Below are 14155 nucleotides of genomic sequence, written 5' to 3'. Positions count from 1 at the left end.
GCGTTTACCGATACGCCGAGGATAGGTCGCGGCTCGTACTATGAGGGCATGCGTGTGCTGATCGTCGAGGACGAGCCCTATCTGGCCGAGGCCATCCGCGACGGTCTGCGCCTGGAGGCGATCGCGGGAGACATTGCGGGTGACGGCGACGCCGCGCTCGAACTCCTCAGCATCAACTCCTACGACATAGCGGTCCTGGACCGCGACATACCGGGTCCATCCGGTGACGAGGTCGCTGAGAGCATTGTCGCTTCGGGCAGCGGCATGCCCATCCTTATGCTCACAGCCGCGCACCTTCTCGACGACAAGGCCTCGGGATTCGAGGTCGGAGCCGACGATTACCTCACCAAGCCGTTCGACCTGCGCGAGCTGGTCCTCCGGCTGCGGGCGCTCGACCGCCGACGAGGCCGGAACAGGCCGCCCGTGCGGGAGATCGCCAACCTGCGGCTTGACCCGTTCCGCCGCGAGGTCTATCGCGACGGCCGTTACGTCGCTCTCACGCGCAAGCAGTTTGCCGTGCTCGAGGTGATCATGAGCGCCGACGGGGGAGTCGTCAGCGCCGAGGAGTTGTTGGAGCGAGCATGGGATGAAAATGCCGACCCGTTCACAAACGCGGTGCGCATCACTGTCTCGACCTTGCGCAAGCGGCTGGGTGAGCCCTGGCTGATCGTCACCGTGGCGGGAGTCGGATACCGGATTGAAGACCCCTCCAGTCCCGCCGGCACCACCGTGATTGCGCCGCCCGCTCGCCCGGAGGAGGGCCACCCTGACTAGGGCGCCGGGACTGAGCGTACGGCTCAAGCTCACCCTGAGCTATGCCGGCCTCGTGGTGCTGGCCGGGGGTCTGCTGCTTGGGGTCGTTTGGGTTTTCCTGCTCCGCTACGTGCCGGAAGAACCGATCACTGGGACGGCCGGGTTCGCCCCGAACCGCTCAGACCTGGTGGAGGCTTTCCTGCCGGCTGTAGCGGCCGTGCTGATCTTCTTGCTCGCCTTCGGACTAGTGGGCGGTTGGGTGCTCGCGGGAGCGTTGCTCGCACCCCTGGTCCGTGTGACTGATGCCGCGCGCAAGGCAACGGCAGGGTCGCTCTCCCATCGCGTCCAACTCCCCGGTCGTCAGGATGAGTTCCGCGAACTCGCCGACAGTTTCGACACGATGCTCTCTCGGCTCGAGGCACATGTAGCCGAGCAACAGCGTTTCGCGGCCAACGCCTCTCATGAACTCCGTACGCCATTGGCAATCACCAGAACGCTGCTCGAAGTTGGGAGCATCGATCCGAACCGCAACACGGACGAGCTGATCAGCCGTCTTCGCGTCGTCAACACTCGGGCGATCGACCTCACGGAGGCACTGCTTCTGCTCAGTCGCGCAGACCGTCGCTCGTTCGCTCGTGAATGCGTCGATCTCTCGCTCGTGGCGGAAGAGGCAGCCGAGACGCTCCTGCCACTCGCTGAGGAACGCGGGGTGGCCGTCGAGCTCGAGAGCGAGATCGCCTCGGTTCTGGGATCCCAGGCGCTTCTGTTGCAGCTGGCGACGAACCTCCTACACAACGCGATCGTCCACAACCTTCCGACGTCTGGTTCGGTCTGGCTGAGCGCTGCCGTGCGGCCGAGCACCGTCACGCTTATTGTCGAGAACACCGGCGCAGAGCTGTCCCCTGACCTGGTTGCAACGCTGACAGAGCCATTCCAGCGCGGTAGCGGGAGAATCCGCAACCACGATGCGGGACTGGGACTGGGCCTGGCGATCGCGAAGAGCATCGTTGAGGCTCACGACGGCCGGCTCACCCTCACCCCGCGTCCGGGCGGTGGGCTGAGCATACGCGTCGAGCTGCCCGCGGTTGGCGCCGATGTCCACCAGCGCGAGTCCGGGCTGCCCTAGCCAACCGGTCTGGCGTACTCGTGAATCGGTTGACTATGCCCCAGGGGCATGGTCTTGACTGTAAGTTGTCAGCCACGCGGCCGTAGCGAAGGGAACAACCGAGATGACGTGGAGTACGAAGCAGCTCGCTGAACTTGCTGGATCAACGGTGAAAGCCGTGAGGCATTATCACGCGATCGGGCTCCTCGACACTCCGGAACGGGCATCGAATGGCTACAAATTATACGGCGTGGATCACCTCGTGAGGTTGCTGCAGATCAAGAGACTGTCCGACCTCGGCATGCCCCTCGCTCAGATCGCCGCCATGAGCGAGCCGGACGCAAGCCCGGACGACGCATTGCGCGTGATCGACACGGATGTTGCGGAGAGCATCGAGCGGCTCCAGCGAGTCAGAGCCGAACTGGCTCTCATTCTGCGCCATCAGACCCCGACCGACCTTCCTGCGGGATTCGGCGAGGGCGCTTCCGAACTCAGCGACGCGGATCGCGCACTGCTCCTCATCTACTCGCGAGTCTTCACCACTACGGCGATGGAAGACCTCCGCGAGATGGTGCAGGACAAAAAGCGCAGGCCCATCGATGCGGAGTTCGACTCGCTGCCGTCGACCGCGGACGAGGCCACACGGCAGGAACTGGCGGAACGCTACGCGCCGTACATGCAGGAACTCACCGCCACCTATCCCTGGTTGAGCGAACCAGGCAAACGCGCGCCCGGCGGCAGAGTATTCGCGGGAAGCGTGGTCGGCGAGGCGATCACGGCTTTGTACAATCCGGCGCAGATGGACGTACTCGGGCGCGCGCATGCCGTCTTGCAGGCCGCCACAAACGACTGAGACGGACACGCGGAACATGCCGGCCCTCGATCATCACCTGGCCGGCGGGGCGGATGGACCACGGTTGGAAAGTATGACGGCGAGTTCGTGGCGGATGCGGCGAAGCCGCCGGACCTTAGCCTCGAGTTCGGCGTCCAGTAAGCGGAGCGCGGCGTCAGGAGCCTGATCGGCGCGGTCGCTCGGGGCGATCTGGCCGAGCGGGATGCCGAGGTCGGCAAGCCGAGTGATCTGCAGCAGGCGCACGAGATGCGGGACCTGATATTGCTTGTAGCCGTTCGCGAGACGATCAGGCTCATCGAGAAGACCGAGCTTGTGATAGTGGCGCACGGCCTTGACGGTCGTGCCGGCAAGTTCTGCGATTTGGCTGGTGCTCCAGGCCACGGCTGCTCCTTTCCGTCAATGAGCGGGGCTGTCACCAAGTTCACTATCTGCCCTAGGGGCAGAGTCAAGGCCGGCATCTGCAGTGCCACCTTTCCGCCCGCCGTCCGGTCATGGTCTTGTGGGCGAGGGCTTGAGTGTGCCCCGGGGTCACGGTGTGTCATGAGGGATCAGCACGACACAGTCAACCCAAAGGCACACAAATGTCCACTGGAAAAACCCGGCTCCGCGCCGGTGTACTCGTCGCCGGCTTGCCGGTGATTCTCGGCCTGGCCGCGTGTGCGGCGGCACCTCCGGCCACGGCCCTGGTCGCCACCGACACGGAATCTGTCACCCACGCCGGTAACGGCAGGGTGCCGGAGGGCGCGGAGTGGACCCAACACTACTTCCCGTCATCCGACGGGTCCGATACCGATCTGCACGCCGATGTCCTCTTACCCGAAGGACTGGCGGAAGACGAGCAGGTTCCCGTCATCGTTTCGGTCGGCGCGTACTTCGGACACTCCGGGGAGGCGCTGGTCGCCGGCGATGAAGAACACACGGGCCCATCCGATCGGTTCGGTGACCTCATCGAGGGCGGGGAGCTTTTCGACCGGGGGTATGCATTGGTCATGGTCGACCTGCGGGGCTTCGGCGGCTCCTCCGGATGCCTGGACTTCATGGGCCCAGGTGAACAGGCAGACGTGAAGGCTGCGATCGAGTGGGCGGAGAGCCAGCCGTGGTCGACGGGGTCGGTCGGTATGTACGGCAAGTCGTATGACGCGATCACGGGGCTGGTGGGTAACAACCTCAAGCTCGACGCTCTCGATGCGGTCGTCGCCCAGGCGCCGATGTGGGATCTGCACCGGAGCGTTCGATCCAACGGTGTCCCGCGAGCGCCGATGGTCGACACGGCGCGCAGCTACAACGAAACAGCGAAGATCCCAGCTCTGCCTGATGATGACGATCGCTACCGGGCCAACGCAGCATACGAACTCGAGGTGCCGGAATGCGAGGTCATGAACTCATTCGGTTACAAGACGGCCAACCCCGACTCGGAGTTTTGGGCGACCCGCGACCTGGCAGCACAGGCGGCCGGCACCGACACACCCCTGTTCTTCACTCAGGGACTCCTCGAGTCGGTGACTGCTCCCGAGGGGATGCAGGAGTTTCTTGCCAACCACACCGGCCCACAGCGCGGCTGGCTTGGACCGTGGGAGCATATCCGCGGCAATGACCGCGACGGCGAGGGGACACTGAAGGCTGGCCGTGAAGGGTGGTTCGACGAAGTCATGGCCTTCTACGACGAGCATCTCAAGGGGAAAGAACCCGCTGTCGACGTGCCGGCGTTCTCCATCCAGGACAGTACTGGCAGCTGGCGAGCCCAGGACACCTGGCCCGTCGTCGAACGCGACGCAAACATTGTTCTGAGCCCCGGCTCGTACGTCGACGATGGCGCCGAGGGTGACCTTACGGTCCAAACCGGCAACAGCTACATCCAGTTCTCGCAGCCGCTCGAGCAGGAAATCCGCATCACCGGTACCCCGCGCATCACCTTCGACGCCACCGGGCATGGGAACGTCATGGTCAAACTGCACGATGTCGCCCCCGACGGGAATGCCGTGCTGTTCGACGAACACGTCTCCGTGGTGAAGCCGGGCACAACAACGTTCGACCTCAAGTCCACCGACTGGACCCTGCCCGCGGGCCACGTCTTGGCCGTGGAGATCGGCACGATCGAGTCCGGGGTCTTCAGCAACTGGATCGACACCCCATCAAACGAGACGATCGCGGTCACCAACGCGCAACTCGATCTCGCGCTCGACGACCCAGCTGATGACCTGTCGACGCCGGGTGAGCAGGCCCTCTACCTTGACCTGTATGTCGAGGTGTCGAAGCAGGAGATTCCCATCGGTCCGCCCGTGTTCTCGGTACCGGCCATCAGCGAACCGTCCTCCGAGAACTGACTGGTGAGCACGGCGGGCGGCGGCACCACGAGCAGGGCGTCGCGCCCCTTTCAGAGCAGAGCGGATGCCGCTTGCTGCGAAAGCCACATCTCGGCGTCGTCCCACGACCAGGAAAGCTTGCGCAGCTCTCGCCAGGGGCGAAAGCCGAAGTAGAACCAGAGCACGTCTGAAGCGCGGCCGGCATCCAGGGGCGCGTGCAATGCGGCCACCCGGGCGGCCGCGACCCCGAGCCGTGCGCGGTACTGCGCTTCGGAAGCCGCGATTGTCTGCGTGAACTCCTCACTCGTGGCCGCATTGTCATAGAGCTCGCCGAGGGCCCACGAGTGGCGTTCGAAAATCACCCTGGTGCCGTGCGCGATGTGCGCGATGATGCGGAGTGGCGAGTCTTCAGATTCCACTCCGGCCAGTGTGGAGTCGATGTCCGCATCGCTGGTCGCCTCCTCAAAGATGGCCAGGAGCAACTGGGGCTTCTTGCCGACGCTCACGTAGATCGTGTTGAGGGACACCTGGGCTTTCGCCGCGATCTCGGCCAGGCTCGCCGCGGTGTAGCCCTTGTCCTCGAAGACGTCCAGGGCGGCTCGAAGAATGGCACGGCGGGTCTCAGCCGCGCCCTGGGCGCGACGCGGAGAGGCGTAGGTCCGTGTCGTCATGGTGTGATCGTACAGGCTTCCGCACGGTCCTTATTCCGCCGGGTGGCTGACCTTGCATTAATTCATTGTGTGACCGTACTATGAATAAATGAACCCTTATCAGAATGCTCACGCACTCACTGCCCGGCAGGTCTTCGAGGTCCTTGCGACGGGGGATTTGCGACTCGCCCAGCAAGTAGCTCACCCGGAGTTTTGCAACCGGGAAGCCGCCGTGGCCCCCTCCGCGGCCTCGAACCCGGGCCCCGGTGGCCTCCTCGCCTCCAGTGCTTGGATGCGCCACGCCTTTTCCGACCTCCACTTCACGATCATCGATTCCGCCGAAAACCACGACTTCGTCTGGCTCCGGCTACGGATGACGGGAGTACAAACGGGTGCCTTCGTGCAGTACACCGGGGGCGAGCTGGCCCAAGCCATACCGCCGACCGGGCGAACGATCGACGTCGAACAAATCCACGTGCTCGAGATGCGTGACGGGCTGGTGATCGGCCATGAGGCGGTGCGTGACGATGTCACCATGCTCGGGCAGCTCGGGGTCTTCCCGCCCAGCCCCGCAGCGGGGTTACGGATGCTCGGCTGGAGCCTTGTCGGTTTCGCCCGCCGGGAGGCCCGCGCGGTGAGCGCCGAGGCCGACCGTGCCGCTTCGATGATCGTTGGCCGAGCCGATGTCTGACGGTGCGGCCGTGGGGGTCGGAGACCGAATACTCCTGGACCCTGGCCATACCGGCCTGGCCGCGCTGGTGTGGGCCGAGGTCGAGATCGTTGCCTTCGTTCCCAACCCGACGACCCTGCCCTGGAACACGGGGTGTGACTTCCCGTATCGCGTGGGGTATTCGATCCCACGGGAACCAGGCGATGCAGCACCGCCGCAGCGTGGGACTCTCTGGCTCTCCCGCGTGGGAAGCGACCTCGAACGCGCAGTGCGCCGGATCGAGCATCAGCCGAGCTGACGGGCGGCAGGTCAGGCGTCAGCGGCGGGGGAGCGTCTCAGAGGAACACAGGGTACCGACTTCAGTGGGCGAGCGAGTAGACGCCCACGGCTCCGGCCGCGGACAAGGCCACGGCAGTGCCGACCGCGTAGCCGTCCGGATGGGCGGTCATGAGGTCGAAGGTCAGCACCGAGTCGGTGGGTGCGCCGGGACCGGTCAGCCGAAGGTCAAGTCGCACGGTCGAACCGCTGAACGACGACCGCACGATCACCGCGTTGGTGCGGTCAGGGTTCAAATCGAGACTCAGCTGTGTCGGACGCAGCAGGGCGCGGGCCTCGCCTCCGCCGGCGCGGTGGTCGTAGGCGACGTGCAGCCGGCCCAGCGCACTCTCGGCAATCGTCCCCTGCACCTGGCACGGCACGAAAATGGCGTCGCCGAGAAAGTCGGCGGTCTGGGGGCTGGACGGATTCTGGAACACCTGGATGGGCGAGCCCGCCTGGTCGATTCGGCCGCCGGAGATCACGGCGATCTGCTGACCGAACGACAGCGCCTCGGCCTGGTCGTGGGTGACGAGCACCGTGGTGGTGCCGGTGCGTTCGACCGCCTCCACGACTGCATGCCGGGTCTGGTTGCGCAATCCGGAGTCCAGGGCGCTGAACGGTTCGTCCAGCAGCAGGATCCGCGGTCCCGGTGCCAGCGCCCGGGCCAGCGCCACGCGCTGTTGCTGGCCCCCGGAAAGCTCATGGGGGTAGCGCTTCAGCAGGCGCACATCGAGTCCGACGAGCTCGGCTGCGGCATCCGCCTCGTGGCCCCGGCGTTGACGGCCTCGAAGGCCGAAATGGATGTTCTGCGCCACGGTGAGGTGCGGGAAGAGAGCGCCATCCTGGGCGACGTAGCCGATGCCGCGGCGATGCGCCGGCACGAACACGGCGTCATCGGAGACAAGGGAATCGTCGATGCGCACGCTGCCGCTGTCAGGCCTGTCGAAGCCGGCGATCAGTCGGAGCAGGGTGCTCTTGCCGCTTCCCGATGCGCCCACCACAGCCAGCCGGCTGCCGGCCTCCAGCGACAGTGACACGGCGCGCAGAACGGGCAATCCGCCGAGGTCCTTGGAGATCTGTTCGATGGTGAGGGACGTCATCCGCGCTCCCGCTTTCTGGACTGGGTGAAGAGAATCGCTACGGCCGGTGCGGCGAGCAGGATGAGCAGGACCGCGTATGGTGCGGCGTTCGCATAGGCCACGGCGGAGCTGGCCGACCAGAATTGCGTCGCCAGCGTTCTGGTGCCGTTGGGCGCCAGGAGGAGGGTGGCGGTGAGTTCGTTTGCCGCGCCGAGTCCGACCAGCGCCGCGCCGGCGCCGATGGCCGGCAGGATGAGCGGAAGGGTGACGTGCATGCGGGCGACCATCGGCGAGCGCCCCAGCGCCCTCGCGGCCTCCTCGAGAGCGATCGGCGCCTGCGCCAGCCCGGACCTGAGGCTGACCAGTGCTCGCGGCATGAAGATGATCACATACGCGAAGACAACCGTCCAGGTTGTCTGATAGAGCGCCGGCACCGTCCGCAGGGTCACGGTGACCAGGGCCAGCGCCACGATGATGGCCGGCAAGCTGCTGGACACGTAGGTGGCGCCCTCGAGGGTGCGGGCGATGCGTCCGGGATGGCGCACCGCGAGCCAGGCCACCGGCATCGCCACGGCGATTGCCGCCGCCGCGCCGCCTCCGGCGAGGAGCATCGTCTGCACGACGGCGGTGCCCAGCTCCGGCTGGGACCAGGCGGCGGCCCCTCCGGCGATCAGCCACCGCCCGAGGCTGGCCAGTGGAACGCCCAACGACAGCATGACCAGCACGCCGAGGGCCGCCACGGCGACGGGCGCAAATGGGCCGAGGGGGAGGCGCATGCCCGGCCGGCCGCTTCCCGAGCCGACCTTGGCGTAGCGGGCGTGACCCCGGGTGGATGCTTCGAGAACCAGAAGCACCAGGCAGATCATCGCCAGCACGACGCCGAGCGCGCTGGCCGCCGGCCCGGCGAACGTCGACTGATACTGAACCACGATCGCGGTGGTGAAGGTGTCGAACCGGATCAGGGCAAACGCACCGTACTCCGACAGAAGGTGCAAGGCCACGACGAGCCCGCCGCCCCAGATCGCCAAACGCAGTTGCGGAAGCACCACGGTGAAGAACACACCCCAGGAGCCGTGCCCCAGGCTGCGCGCTGTTTCCTCAAGAGACGGGTCGAGACGGCGGATGGTCGCGGCAGCCGGCAGGTAGACGAGGGGGAAATATGCCAGCGTGGCCACCAGCAAGCCCCCGCTCAGACCCCCGAGCGACGGCACGGCGCTGACCCAGCCGTAGCTGCTCACGAAGGCCGGCACAGCCAGGGGCGCGGCGAGCAGAACCGCCCAGAGTCGTCGTCCCGGCAGGATCGTGCGCTCCACCAGCCATGCCCCGCCGACCCCTATGGTCACGCAGAGGGGAACTCCGATCACCACCAGGAGAACCGAGTTGACGAGGAGTTCGCCCACCTTGGGCCGGAAGATCAAGGGCGCCAAGGTGGGCCAACCGACCTGGGCGACGACGGACGCGACAAAGCCAACGGGAACGAGCACCGCGACGGCGATCACGCAGACGAGAGCGAGCAGCAGGGCGGAGGGCCTCGAGCCGGGGCTCGCGATCCGTTGCCGCTGCCCCCGTGGGGCCGTCGACGTGGTCACGTTGTCCATCCTCTCGCCGGAACGAGGTTACCCGATCGGGGTCAGAGGATCCCGGCCTCGGTCATCAGGTCGGTGACCTTGGTGCTGTTCAGGGTGGCCGGGTCCACCACCGGAGCGTCCAGTGTGTCCAGCGCGGGCAACGCCGGATTCGGTGTCACGTCGCTGGCAACCGGGTACTCGAAACTGGTTCCGGTCTGGAGGATGCTCTGTCCGGTCTTGCTCGTGATGAACTTGACGAAGGCCTGGGCGGCCGCCTGGTTCTTGCTGGATCCGAGCACACCGCCACCGGAGACGCTGACAAACGCTCCAGGGTCTTGGTTCTTCAGGTAGTGCAGCGCCGTGTTGGCACTGTTCTCCTTCGTTCCGGCCTGGTCGATGTACCAGTAATAGTGGTAAATCACGCCCATCGGGATCTCGCCGGCGTTGACTGCCTTCATGACCGTGCTGTTGCCCTTGTATTCGACCGAGTTGGCCTTCATGGCCGTGAGCCACTCCGACGTGGCGTCTGCGCCCTTCAGCTCGAGCATGGCCGACACGATGGCCTGGAAGTCCGCGCCGCTCGGCGACGCGGCCCAACGGCCCTTCCAGGCCGGGTCCGCGAGATCCTCCAGCGATGCCGGCAACTCCGCCTCACTGATCAAGGCGGGGTTGTACACCACCACGGTGGAGCGGGCGGCGATGCCTGTCCACGTTCCGGTGGACGGTTTGTAGGCATCCGGCACCTGGTCGAGAACGTCGCTGTCCAGGTCGGCGAAGAGGCCGGCGTTGTCGACGAGCGACATCGCCGGGGAGTTTTCGGTGAGGAACACGTCGGCCGGGGAGGCTGCGCCTTCCGCGATGATCTGGTTGCCCAGTTCGGAGTCCGACCCGTTCCGAAGAGTGATGGTGACCCCGGTCTCCGCGCTGAATTCGTCGGCCCATTCCTGGGTCAACTCTTCGTGTTGTGCGTTGTAGACGGTCAGGCTGGAGCCGTCCAGCGAATCGATCGCCGCCGGCGACGAGGACGTTGTTCCGGCAGAACCGGCGCACCCCGACAGGGCAAGGACGACTGAGGTCGCTGCGGCAGTGAGGAGGATCGTGGAGGGCAGAATTCTCATGGGTCCCTTGGTGACGAGGCGAAAGCGAACAGTAGGAAAGCCTACCCTAAGTAATCGCGTCGTGCCCGGGACCATCGTCGGGCTACTCGGTCGCGGTGACCTCCTCGACCGCTTCGCGGGCACGCCTCATCTGGACTAAAGCACGCACCGGGAGTCCCATTCATACTCAGCGAAGGATGAAGCCTCGGAGTAGCTGAGCTCGCGGGGGAGCGTGATCGTGTGCATGCGCCCCTGCAGGTAAGCGACGGTTTCGAGCGTGTCCGGTTCGCCGGCCGTGGACTCTTCTGGAACGCTGATGAGCTCACTACCCGGTCCGACCACGACCTGCACGACCATCTCATCCCCGTCGCTGTTGACCGCGGGCAGTTCGAGCAACTCGGAATCGTGGCCGTCCGGCAACGCGACGACCAACGCCAAGAGTGCATCCGCGGCCCCATCGGTGGTCAGGAACGAATCTCCGCAATACGAAATTCTCTTCATGGACTAACCGCTTCCCTGCGTTGTCGGCGCGAGCCCGCCGAGCGAGGGCAACCTGACGCGGATGCCCCGGACGGACCGACTGTCGATGCGTCACGGTATCAGGGTGAGGCCGTTGGCCGCAGTCGGCGCAAAAGGGGACCTCCCCGATTTCGGTCGGGCTGGGTGCCCTTCCATTGCGGGTGGGCTGATCCTTGTGGTCCCGATGTCGGGCCGTGACGAAGGTCCCGGCTCAGCCCGCGTAGCGTGGTCCCCAGCGAGAAGCATGACGATGTGATGGGCAGGTCGCCCACACGCCTGGTCCGCCCGTGAGGAGATACGCGCATGACATCCGCCCCGCGGCAGACCAGCCGCGACACCGGCCGGGCCCCGCTCAGCAGCCTCGGCATCCCGTTCGGGCTTGCCGGCCTCGCCGGCACCTGGACCATGGCCGCCGTCACGTCGCTCGCGCCGCCGTTCATCGCCGAGGGGCTCTGGATGCTCGCGGCCGCGGCATGGATCGCCGTTGTCGCGAACTACCTCTGGCGTTCCCGCAACCGCGGTGGAAGCATCCTTGACGACCTGCGCGACCCGGTGCAGGGGGCGTTCGCCTCGCTCGCCCCGACGTCGGCAATGCTCATCTGCACGCACTACGCGCAGCAGCTCCCGCTGGCCGGCCGCATCATCACGGGCGTGTTCATGGTCATCGGCCTCCTCTACGGCGCCTGGTTTCTCGCCCAGCTGGCGCTTCGCGAGCGAAGCATCGATGCCATCCACGCCGGGTACCTGTTGCCCACCGTGGCGGCTGCCTTCATCGTCGGGCAGAGTGCAGGCACCTTCGGCTGGACGCTGCTGGGTGAGGCCGCCATCGCAGTGGGCATCCTCTTCTGGCTGGTGCTCGGCACGATCATCCTGGCGCGGATGGCGTTCCGCCCGGCTCCGCCTGCCGCCCTCCTGCCGACCTTCGCGATCTTCTCCGCACCACCCGCCGTCGCCGGCAACGCCTGGTTCGCGCTGAACGGCGGCCGCATCGATCTGGTGGAGACGATGCTGCTAGGCACCTTTGTCGTGCTGATACTCGTGCAGCTGATGCTGCTGGGCACGTACTGGCGGCTGCCCTTCACCCTGGGGTTCTGGGCCTTCACCTTCACTGCTGCATCCAGCGGAACATATACGGTGCATTGGCTCGCGCTGTGGGGCGGCCCCGGACACGTGGTGGGGGCGTGGCTCGCCATCGCGCTGGTCACGCTGCTGATCGGGAGCATCGCCGTGCGATCCGTCGTCCTGCTCGTCGCCCGCAGCCGAACCGGCGCGCCGGGTGTCGCGTTGTCAGCAGAGCGGCGCTGAGTCGAAGTTCGTGTCTAGCGCCCGGCGGCTGACGGGTCGATGATGGCCCGGTGGTGCTCTTCACGGATCGTGTCGACGCCGGCCGTCAGCTGGCCCGGCAACTCCTCTACCTGCGCGAGCAGGATGTCGTCGTGCTCGGTATTCCGCGCGGGGGAGTGCCGGTGGCGTTCGAGGTGGCTGCGGCGCTCGGCGCGCCGCTCGACGTCATCGTGGTGCGGAAGCTCGGCGTGCCGTTCCAACCCGAGTTCGCCATGGGGGCCATCGGCGAGGGCGGCGAGGAACTCGTCGACGAATCTGTGGTGGCGTTGACCGGGGTGACCGATGCCGAGGTGAGCGCCGTCGAAGCCCGCGAGCGCGTGACCCTCGACGAACGCGTCGAACGGTTGCGGCCGGGGCGCAGCCGGCTCCCGCTCGACGGGCGCACTGTCGTGATCGTGGATGACGGTGTGGCCACAGGGGCGACCGCCCGGGTGGCCTGCGACGTGGCCCGGCGGTTCGGCGCCGAGACGGTGATCCTCGCCGTGCCGGTGATCGCAGCCGAGACCCTGGCCGAGATGACCGGTGCTGACGACATCGTGTATCTGTCGGCGCCGGAGGAATTCTGGGCGGTGGGACAGTTCTATACAGACTTTTCGGCCACCACCGACGACGAGGTCGCCCGGCTGCTCGACGAGGCGGCCCGTCGGGTCGCCGGCCAGGACACCGTCACCGCAACCGATCCCGACAACGACGCCGATGTCGAGGTTGAGATTCCCGTCGACACCGTGACCCTGCACGGCCACCTGCACCTGCCCGCGTCACCGACCGGCGTGGTGCTCTTCGCCCACGGCAGCGGCAGCAGCCGGCACAGCCCCCGCAACCAGTTCGTCGCCGACCTGATGTTTCAGGCCGGGCTGGGCACCCTCCTGTTCGACCTGCTCACCCCGGCCGAAGAGCTGGACCGCAGCAACGTCTTCAACATCGAACTGCTCGGGCGGCGACTGGCCGCGGTCACCCGGTGGCTGACCGATCGCGCCGATGCCTCCGAATGCCGCGTCGGATACTTCGGCGCCAGCACCGGAGCCGCCGCGGCGCTGTGGGCGGCCGGCGAGCCGGGCGTGCAGATCGCCGCCGTCGTGTCGCGGGGCGGCCGACCGGATCTGGCCGGCGCGAGACTGCCTCAGGTCACCGCGCCCACCCTGCTCATCGTCGGCGGTGCCGATGCGACGGTGCTGGAGCTCAATCGCGAGGCGCAGCGCCTCCTGTCCGGCGAGACCCGGCTGGCCGTGGTACCGGGGGCCACCCATCTGTTCGAGGAACCGGGTGCCTTGGGCGCCGTTGCCGAGCTCGCCGCCGACTGGTTCACCCGCCACCTGCTGCCGCCTGACATCGAGGCACCCGCCTAGGCCCACAGAAGTCGCCCGATCTCCACGGATATCTCGCTATGAGGAAAAAGTGAGATCAGAAGGACGGGATTGGAAAAAGCATCCTCGGTAGCGGCCGATTTCCTTACATTCGTTCGTGGTGCTTCTGTGTCTGCGCCGTTGGGATTCGCCGCGGTGGGGTGAGCTCAGCTCTCGCCGCGCCAGCGTCCGTCGTGGAAGGCCAGCGCCGCCGGTCGCACCTCGACGACACCGTAGAGCGCCGCCGGGCATTTTTCGGCCCAGTCCAGTGCGGTGGCCCGGTTAGGCACGTCGATCACGAAGCAGCCGGAGAGCGATTCGACCGCGTCTATGTACGGTCCGTCACGCACCTCCCGGCTGCCGCCGCGAAGCGTCACCGTGGTGGACTCCGCGGCGGGCCGGAAAATGTCTGCCGCAATGAGCGCGCCCACCTCCTGCAGCGAGGCCGCATACGCATCGAACAGCTCCCGGAATGGCGGCAGCTCCTCTTCGGAGATGTCGCCTTCCCTGGTCTCGGCCTTGATGATGAGCAACGAGAAGCGCATGAGATCTC

At 66.5% G+C, this 14155-nt stretch carries 15 protein-coding genes; 8 read left to right on the top strand and 7 right to left on the bottom strand.

What is annotated here, in order from left to right; translation table 11 throughout:
* The first annotated feature begins 48 nt into the window (after window positions 1–48).
* The 3 genes from E3T61_RS07025 (at window position 49) to E3T61_RS07015 (ending at window position 2711) form a co-directional block, all read left to right on the top strand.
* On the top strand, window positions 49–774 hold the full coding sequence (locus E3T61_RS07025) for a response regulator transcription factor (RefSeq protein ID WP_134640172.1): 726 nt from the start codon (window positions 49–51) through the stop codon (window positions 772–774).
* Window positions 775–784: 10 nt separating this feature from the next.
* Window positions 785–1879 (top strand): sensor histidine kinase, encoded by a 1095-nt coding sequence (locus tag E3T61_RS07020; protein ID WP_277613729.1) that lies wholly within the window; start codon window positions 785–787, stop codon window positions 1877–1879.
* Between the two features lie 103 nt (window positions 1880–1982).
* Window positions 1983–2711 carry a MerR family transcriptional regulator gene (locus E3T61_RS07015; RefSeq protein WP_134640171.1) on the top strand — a complete coding sequence of 243 codons (729 nt, stop codon included), beginning with the start codon at window positions 1983–1985 and terminating at the stop codon, window positions 2709–2711.
* Window positions 2712–2744: 33 nt separating this feature from the next.
* Here the strand turns inward: E3T61_RS07015 and E3T61_RS07010 are convergent, their stop codons facing one another.
* On the bottom strand, window positions 2745–3092 hold the full coding sequence (locus E3T61_RS07010; protein ID WP_134640170.1) for a MerR family DNA-binding transcriptional regulator: 348 nt from the start codon (window positions 3090–3092) through the stop codon (window positions 2745–2747).
* A 200-nt stretch (window positions 3093–3292) separates the two neighbouring features.
* Here E3T61_RS07010 and E3T61_RS07005 point away from each other — a divergent pair, with 200 nt between their 5' ends.
* A complete protein-coding gene (locus E3T61_RS07005; protein ID WP_134640169.1) occupies window positions 3293–5035 on the top strand; it encodes a CocE/NonD family hydrolase in 1743 nt (580 codons plus the stop codon).
* 50 nt (window positions 5036–5085) lie between these two features.
* On the opposite strand, the gene E3T61_RS07000 is transcribed toward E3T61_RS07005, so the two are convergent.
* The gene (locus E3T61_RS07000) at window positions 5086–5685 is read right to left on the bottom strand and encodes a TetR/AcrR family transcriptional regulator (RefSeq protein ID WP_134640168.1); all 600 of its coding nucleotides are present in this window, start codon (window positions 5683–5685) and stop codon (window positions 5086–5088) included.
* A gap of 88 nt (window positions 5686–5773) precedes the next feature.
* Here E3T61_RS07000 and E3T61_RS06995 point away from each other — a divergent pair, with 88 nt between their 5' ends.
* Window positions 5774–6355, top strand: a complete 582-nt coding sequence (locus E3T61_RS06995; protein WP_134640167.1) for an ester cyclase — start codon at window positions 5774–5776, stop codon at window positions 6353–6355.
* A gap of 10 nt (window positions 6356–6365) precedes the next feature.
* A complete protein-coding gene (locus E3T61_RS06990; protein WP_134640166.1) occupies window positions 6366–6632 on the top strand; it encodes a hypothetical protein in 267 nt (88 codons plus the stop codon).
* Window positions 6633–6693: 61 nt separating this feature from the next.
* Here the strand turns inward: E3T61_RS06990 and E3T61_RS06985 are convergent, their stop codons facing one another.
* From E3T61_RS06985 to E3T61_RS06970, 4 genes are all read right to left on the bottom strand, one after another.
* Window positions 6694–7752 (bottom strand): ABC transporter ATP-binding protein, encoded by a 1059-nt coding sequence (locus E3T61_RS06985; RefSeq protein ID WP_134640165.1) that lies wholly within the window; start codon window positions 7750–7752, stop codon window positions 6694–6696.
* Window positions 7749–9329 (bottom strand): ABC transporter permease, encoded by a 1581-nt coding sequence (locus tag E3T61_RS06980; protein WP_134640164.1) that lies wholly within the window; start codon window positions 9327–9329, stop codon window positions 7749–7751. Before E3T61_RS06980 ends, E3T61_RS06985 begins: the two co-directional genes overlap by 4 nt.
* Window positions 9330–9361: 32 nt before the next feature.
* Window positions 9362–10417 carry an iron ABC transporter substrate-binding protein gene (locus E3T61_RS06975; RefSeq protein ID WP_134640163.1) on the bottom strand — a complete coding sequence of 352 codons (1056 nt, stop codon included), beginning with the start codon at window positions 10415–10417 and terminating at the stop codon, window positions 9362–9364.
* 135 nt (window positions 10418–10552) lie between these two features.
* Window positions 10553–10897: a hypothetical protein gene (locus tag E3T61_RS06970; RefSeq protein WP_134640162.1), complete on the bottom strand. Its 345-nt coding sequence runs from the start codon at window positions 10895–10897 to the stop codon at window positions 10553–10555.
* Window positions 10898–11218: 321 nt separating this feature from the next.
* On the opposite strand from E3T61_RS06970, the gene E3T61_RS06965 reads away from it, so the two are divergent.
* Both E3T61_RS06965 and E3T61_RS06960 read left to right on the top strand, forming a co-directional pair.
* Window positions 11219–12220, top strand: coding sequence for an SLAC1 family transporter (locus tag E3T61_RS06965; RefSeq protein WP_134640161.1), 1002 nt, complete (start codon window positions 11219–11221; stop codon window positions 12218–12220).
* Between the two features lie 50 nt (window positions 12221–12270).
* Entirely contained in the window at window positions 12271–13605 is a 1335-nt protein-coding gene (locus E3T61_RS06960; protein ID WP_134640160.1) for a phosphoribosyltransferase family protein, read from the top strand.
* A gap of 164 nt (window positions 13606–13769) precedes the next feature.
* On the opposite strand, the gene E3T61_RS06955 is transcribed toward E3T61_RS06960, so the two are convergent.
* Entirely contained in the window at window positions 13770–14147 is a 378-nt protein-coding gene (locus tag E3T61_RS06955; RefSeq protein WP_134640159.1) for a YciI family protein, read from the bottom strand.
* Window positions 14148–14155 lie beyond the last annotated feature (8 nt).

Origin of the sequence: Cryobacterium lactosi, from assembly GCF_004403945.1 — a bacterium.
Classification (GTDB): Bacteria; Actinomycetota; Actinomycetes; order Actinomycetales; family Microbacteriaceae; genus Cryobacterium; species Cryobacterium lactosi.
The sequence above is the reverse complement of the archived record's forward strand: the minus strand, read 5'-3'. Positions and strand labels throughout refer to the sequence as shown.

Bases quoted from the DNA above. Each gene is read 5' to 3' on its own strand.
- E3T61_RS07025 (WP_134640172.1), top strand. From the start codon at position 49: ATGCGTGTGCTGATCGTCGAGGACGAGCCCTATCTGGCCGAGGCCATC.
- E3T61_RS07015 (WP_134640171.1), top strand. From the start codon at position 1,983: ATGACGTGGAGTACGAAGCAGCTCGCTGAACTTGCTGGATCAACGGTG.
- E3T61_RS07005 (WP_134640169.1), top strand. From the start codon at position 3,293: ATGTCCACTGGAAAAACCCGGCTCCGCGCCGGTGTACTCGTCGCCGGC.
- E3T61_RS07000 (WP_134640168.1), bottom strand. From the start codon at position 5,685: ATGACGACACGGACCTACGCCTCTCCGCGTCGCGCCCAGGGCGCGGCT.
- E3T61_RS06995 (WP_134640167.1), top strand. From the start codon at position 5,774: ATGAACCCTTATCAGAATGCTCACGCACTCACTGCCCGGCAGGTCTTC.
- E3T61_RS06985 (WP_134640165.1), bottom strand. From the start codon at position 7,752: ATGACGTCCCTCACCATCGAACAGATCTCCAAGGACCTCGGCGGATTG.
- E3T61_RS06980 (WP_134640164.1), bottom strand. From the start codon at position 9,329: ATGGACAACGTGACCACGTCGACGGCCCCACGGGGGCAGCGGCAACGG.
- E3T61_RS06975 (WP_134640163.1), bottom strand. From the start codon at position 10,417: ATGAGAATTCTGCCCTCCACGATCCTCCTCACTGCCGCAGCGACCTCA.
- E3T61_RS06970 (WP_134640162.1), bottom strand. From the start codon at position 10,897: ATGAAGAGAATTTCGTATTGCGGAGATTCGTTCCTGACCACCGATGGG.
- E3T61_RS06965 (WP_134640161.1), top strand. From the start codon at position 11,219: ATGACATCCGCCCCGCGGCAGACCAGCCGCGACACCGGCCGGGCCCCG.
- E3T61_RS06955 (WP_134640159.1), bottom strand. From the start codon at position 14,147: ATGCGCTTCTCGTTGCTCATCATCAAGGCCGAGACCAGGGAAGGCGAC.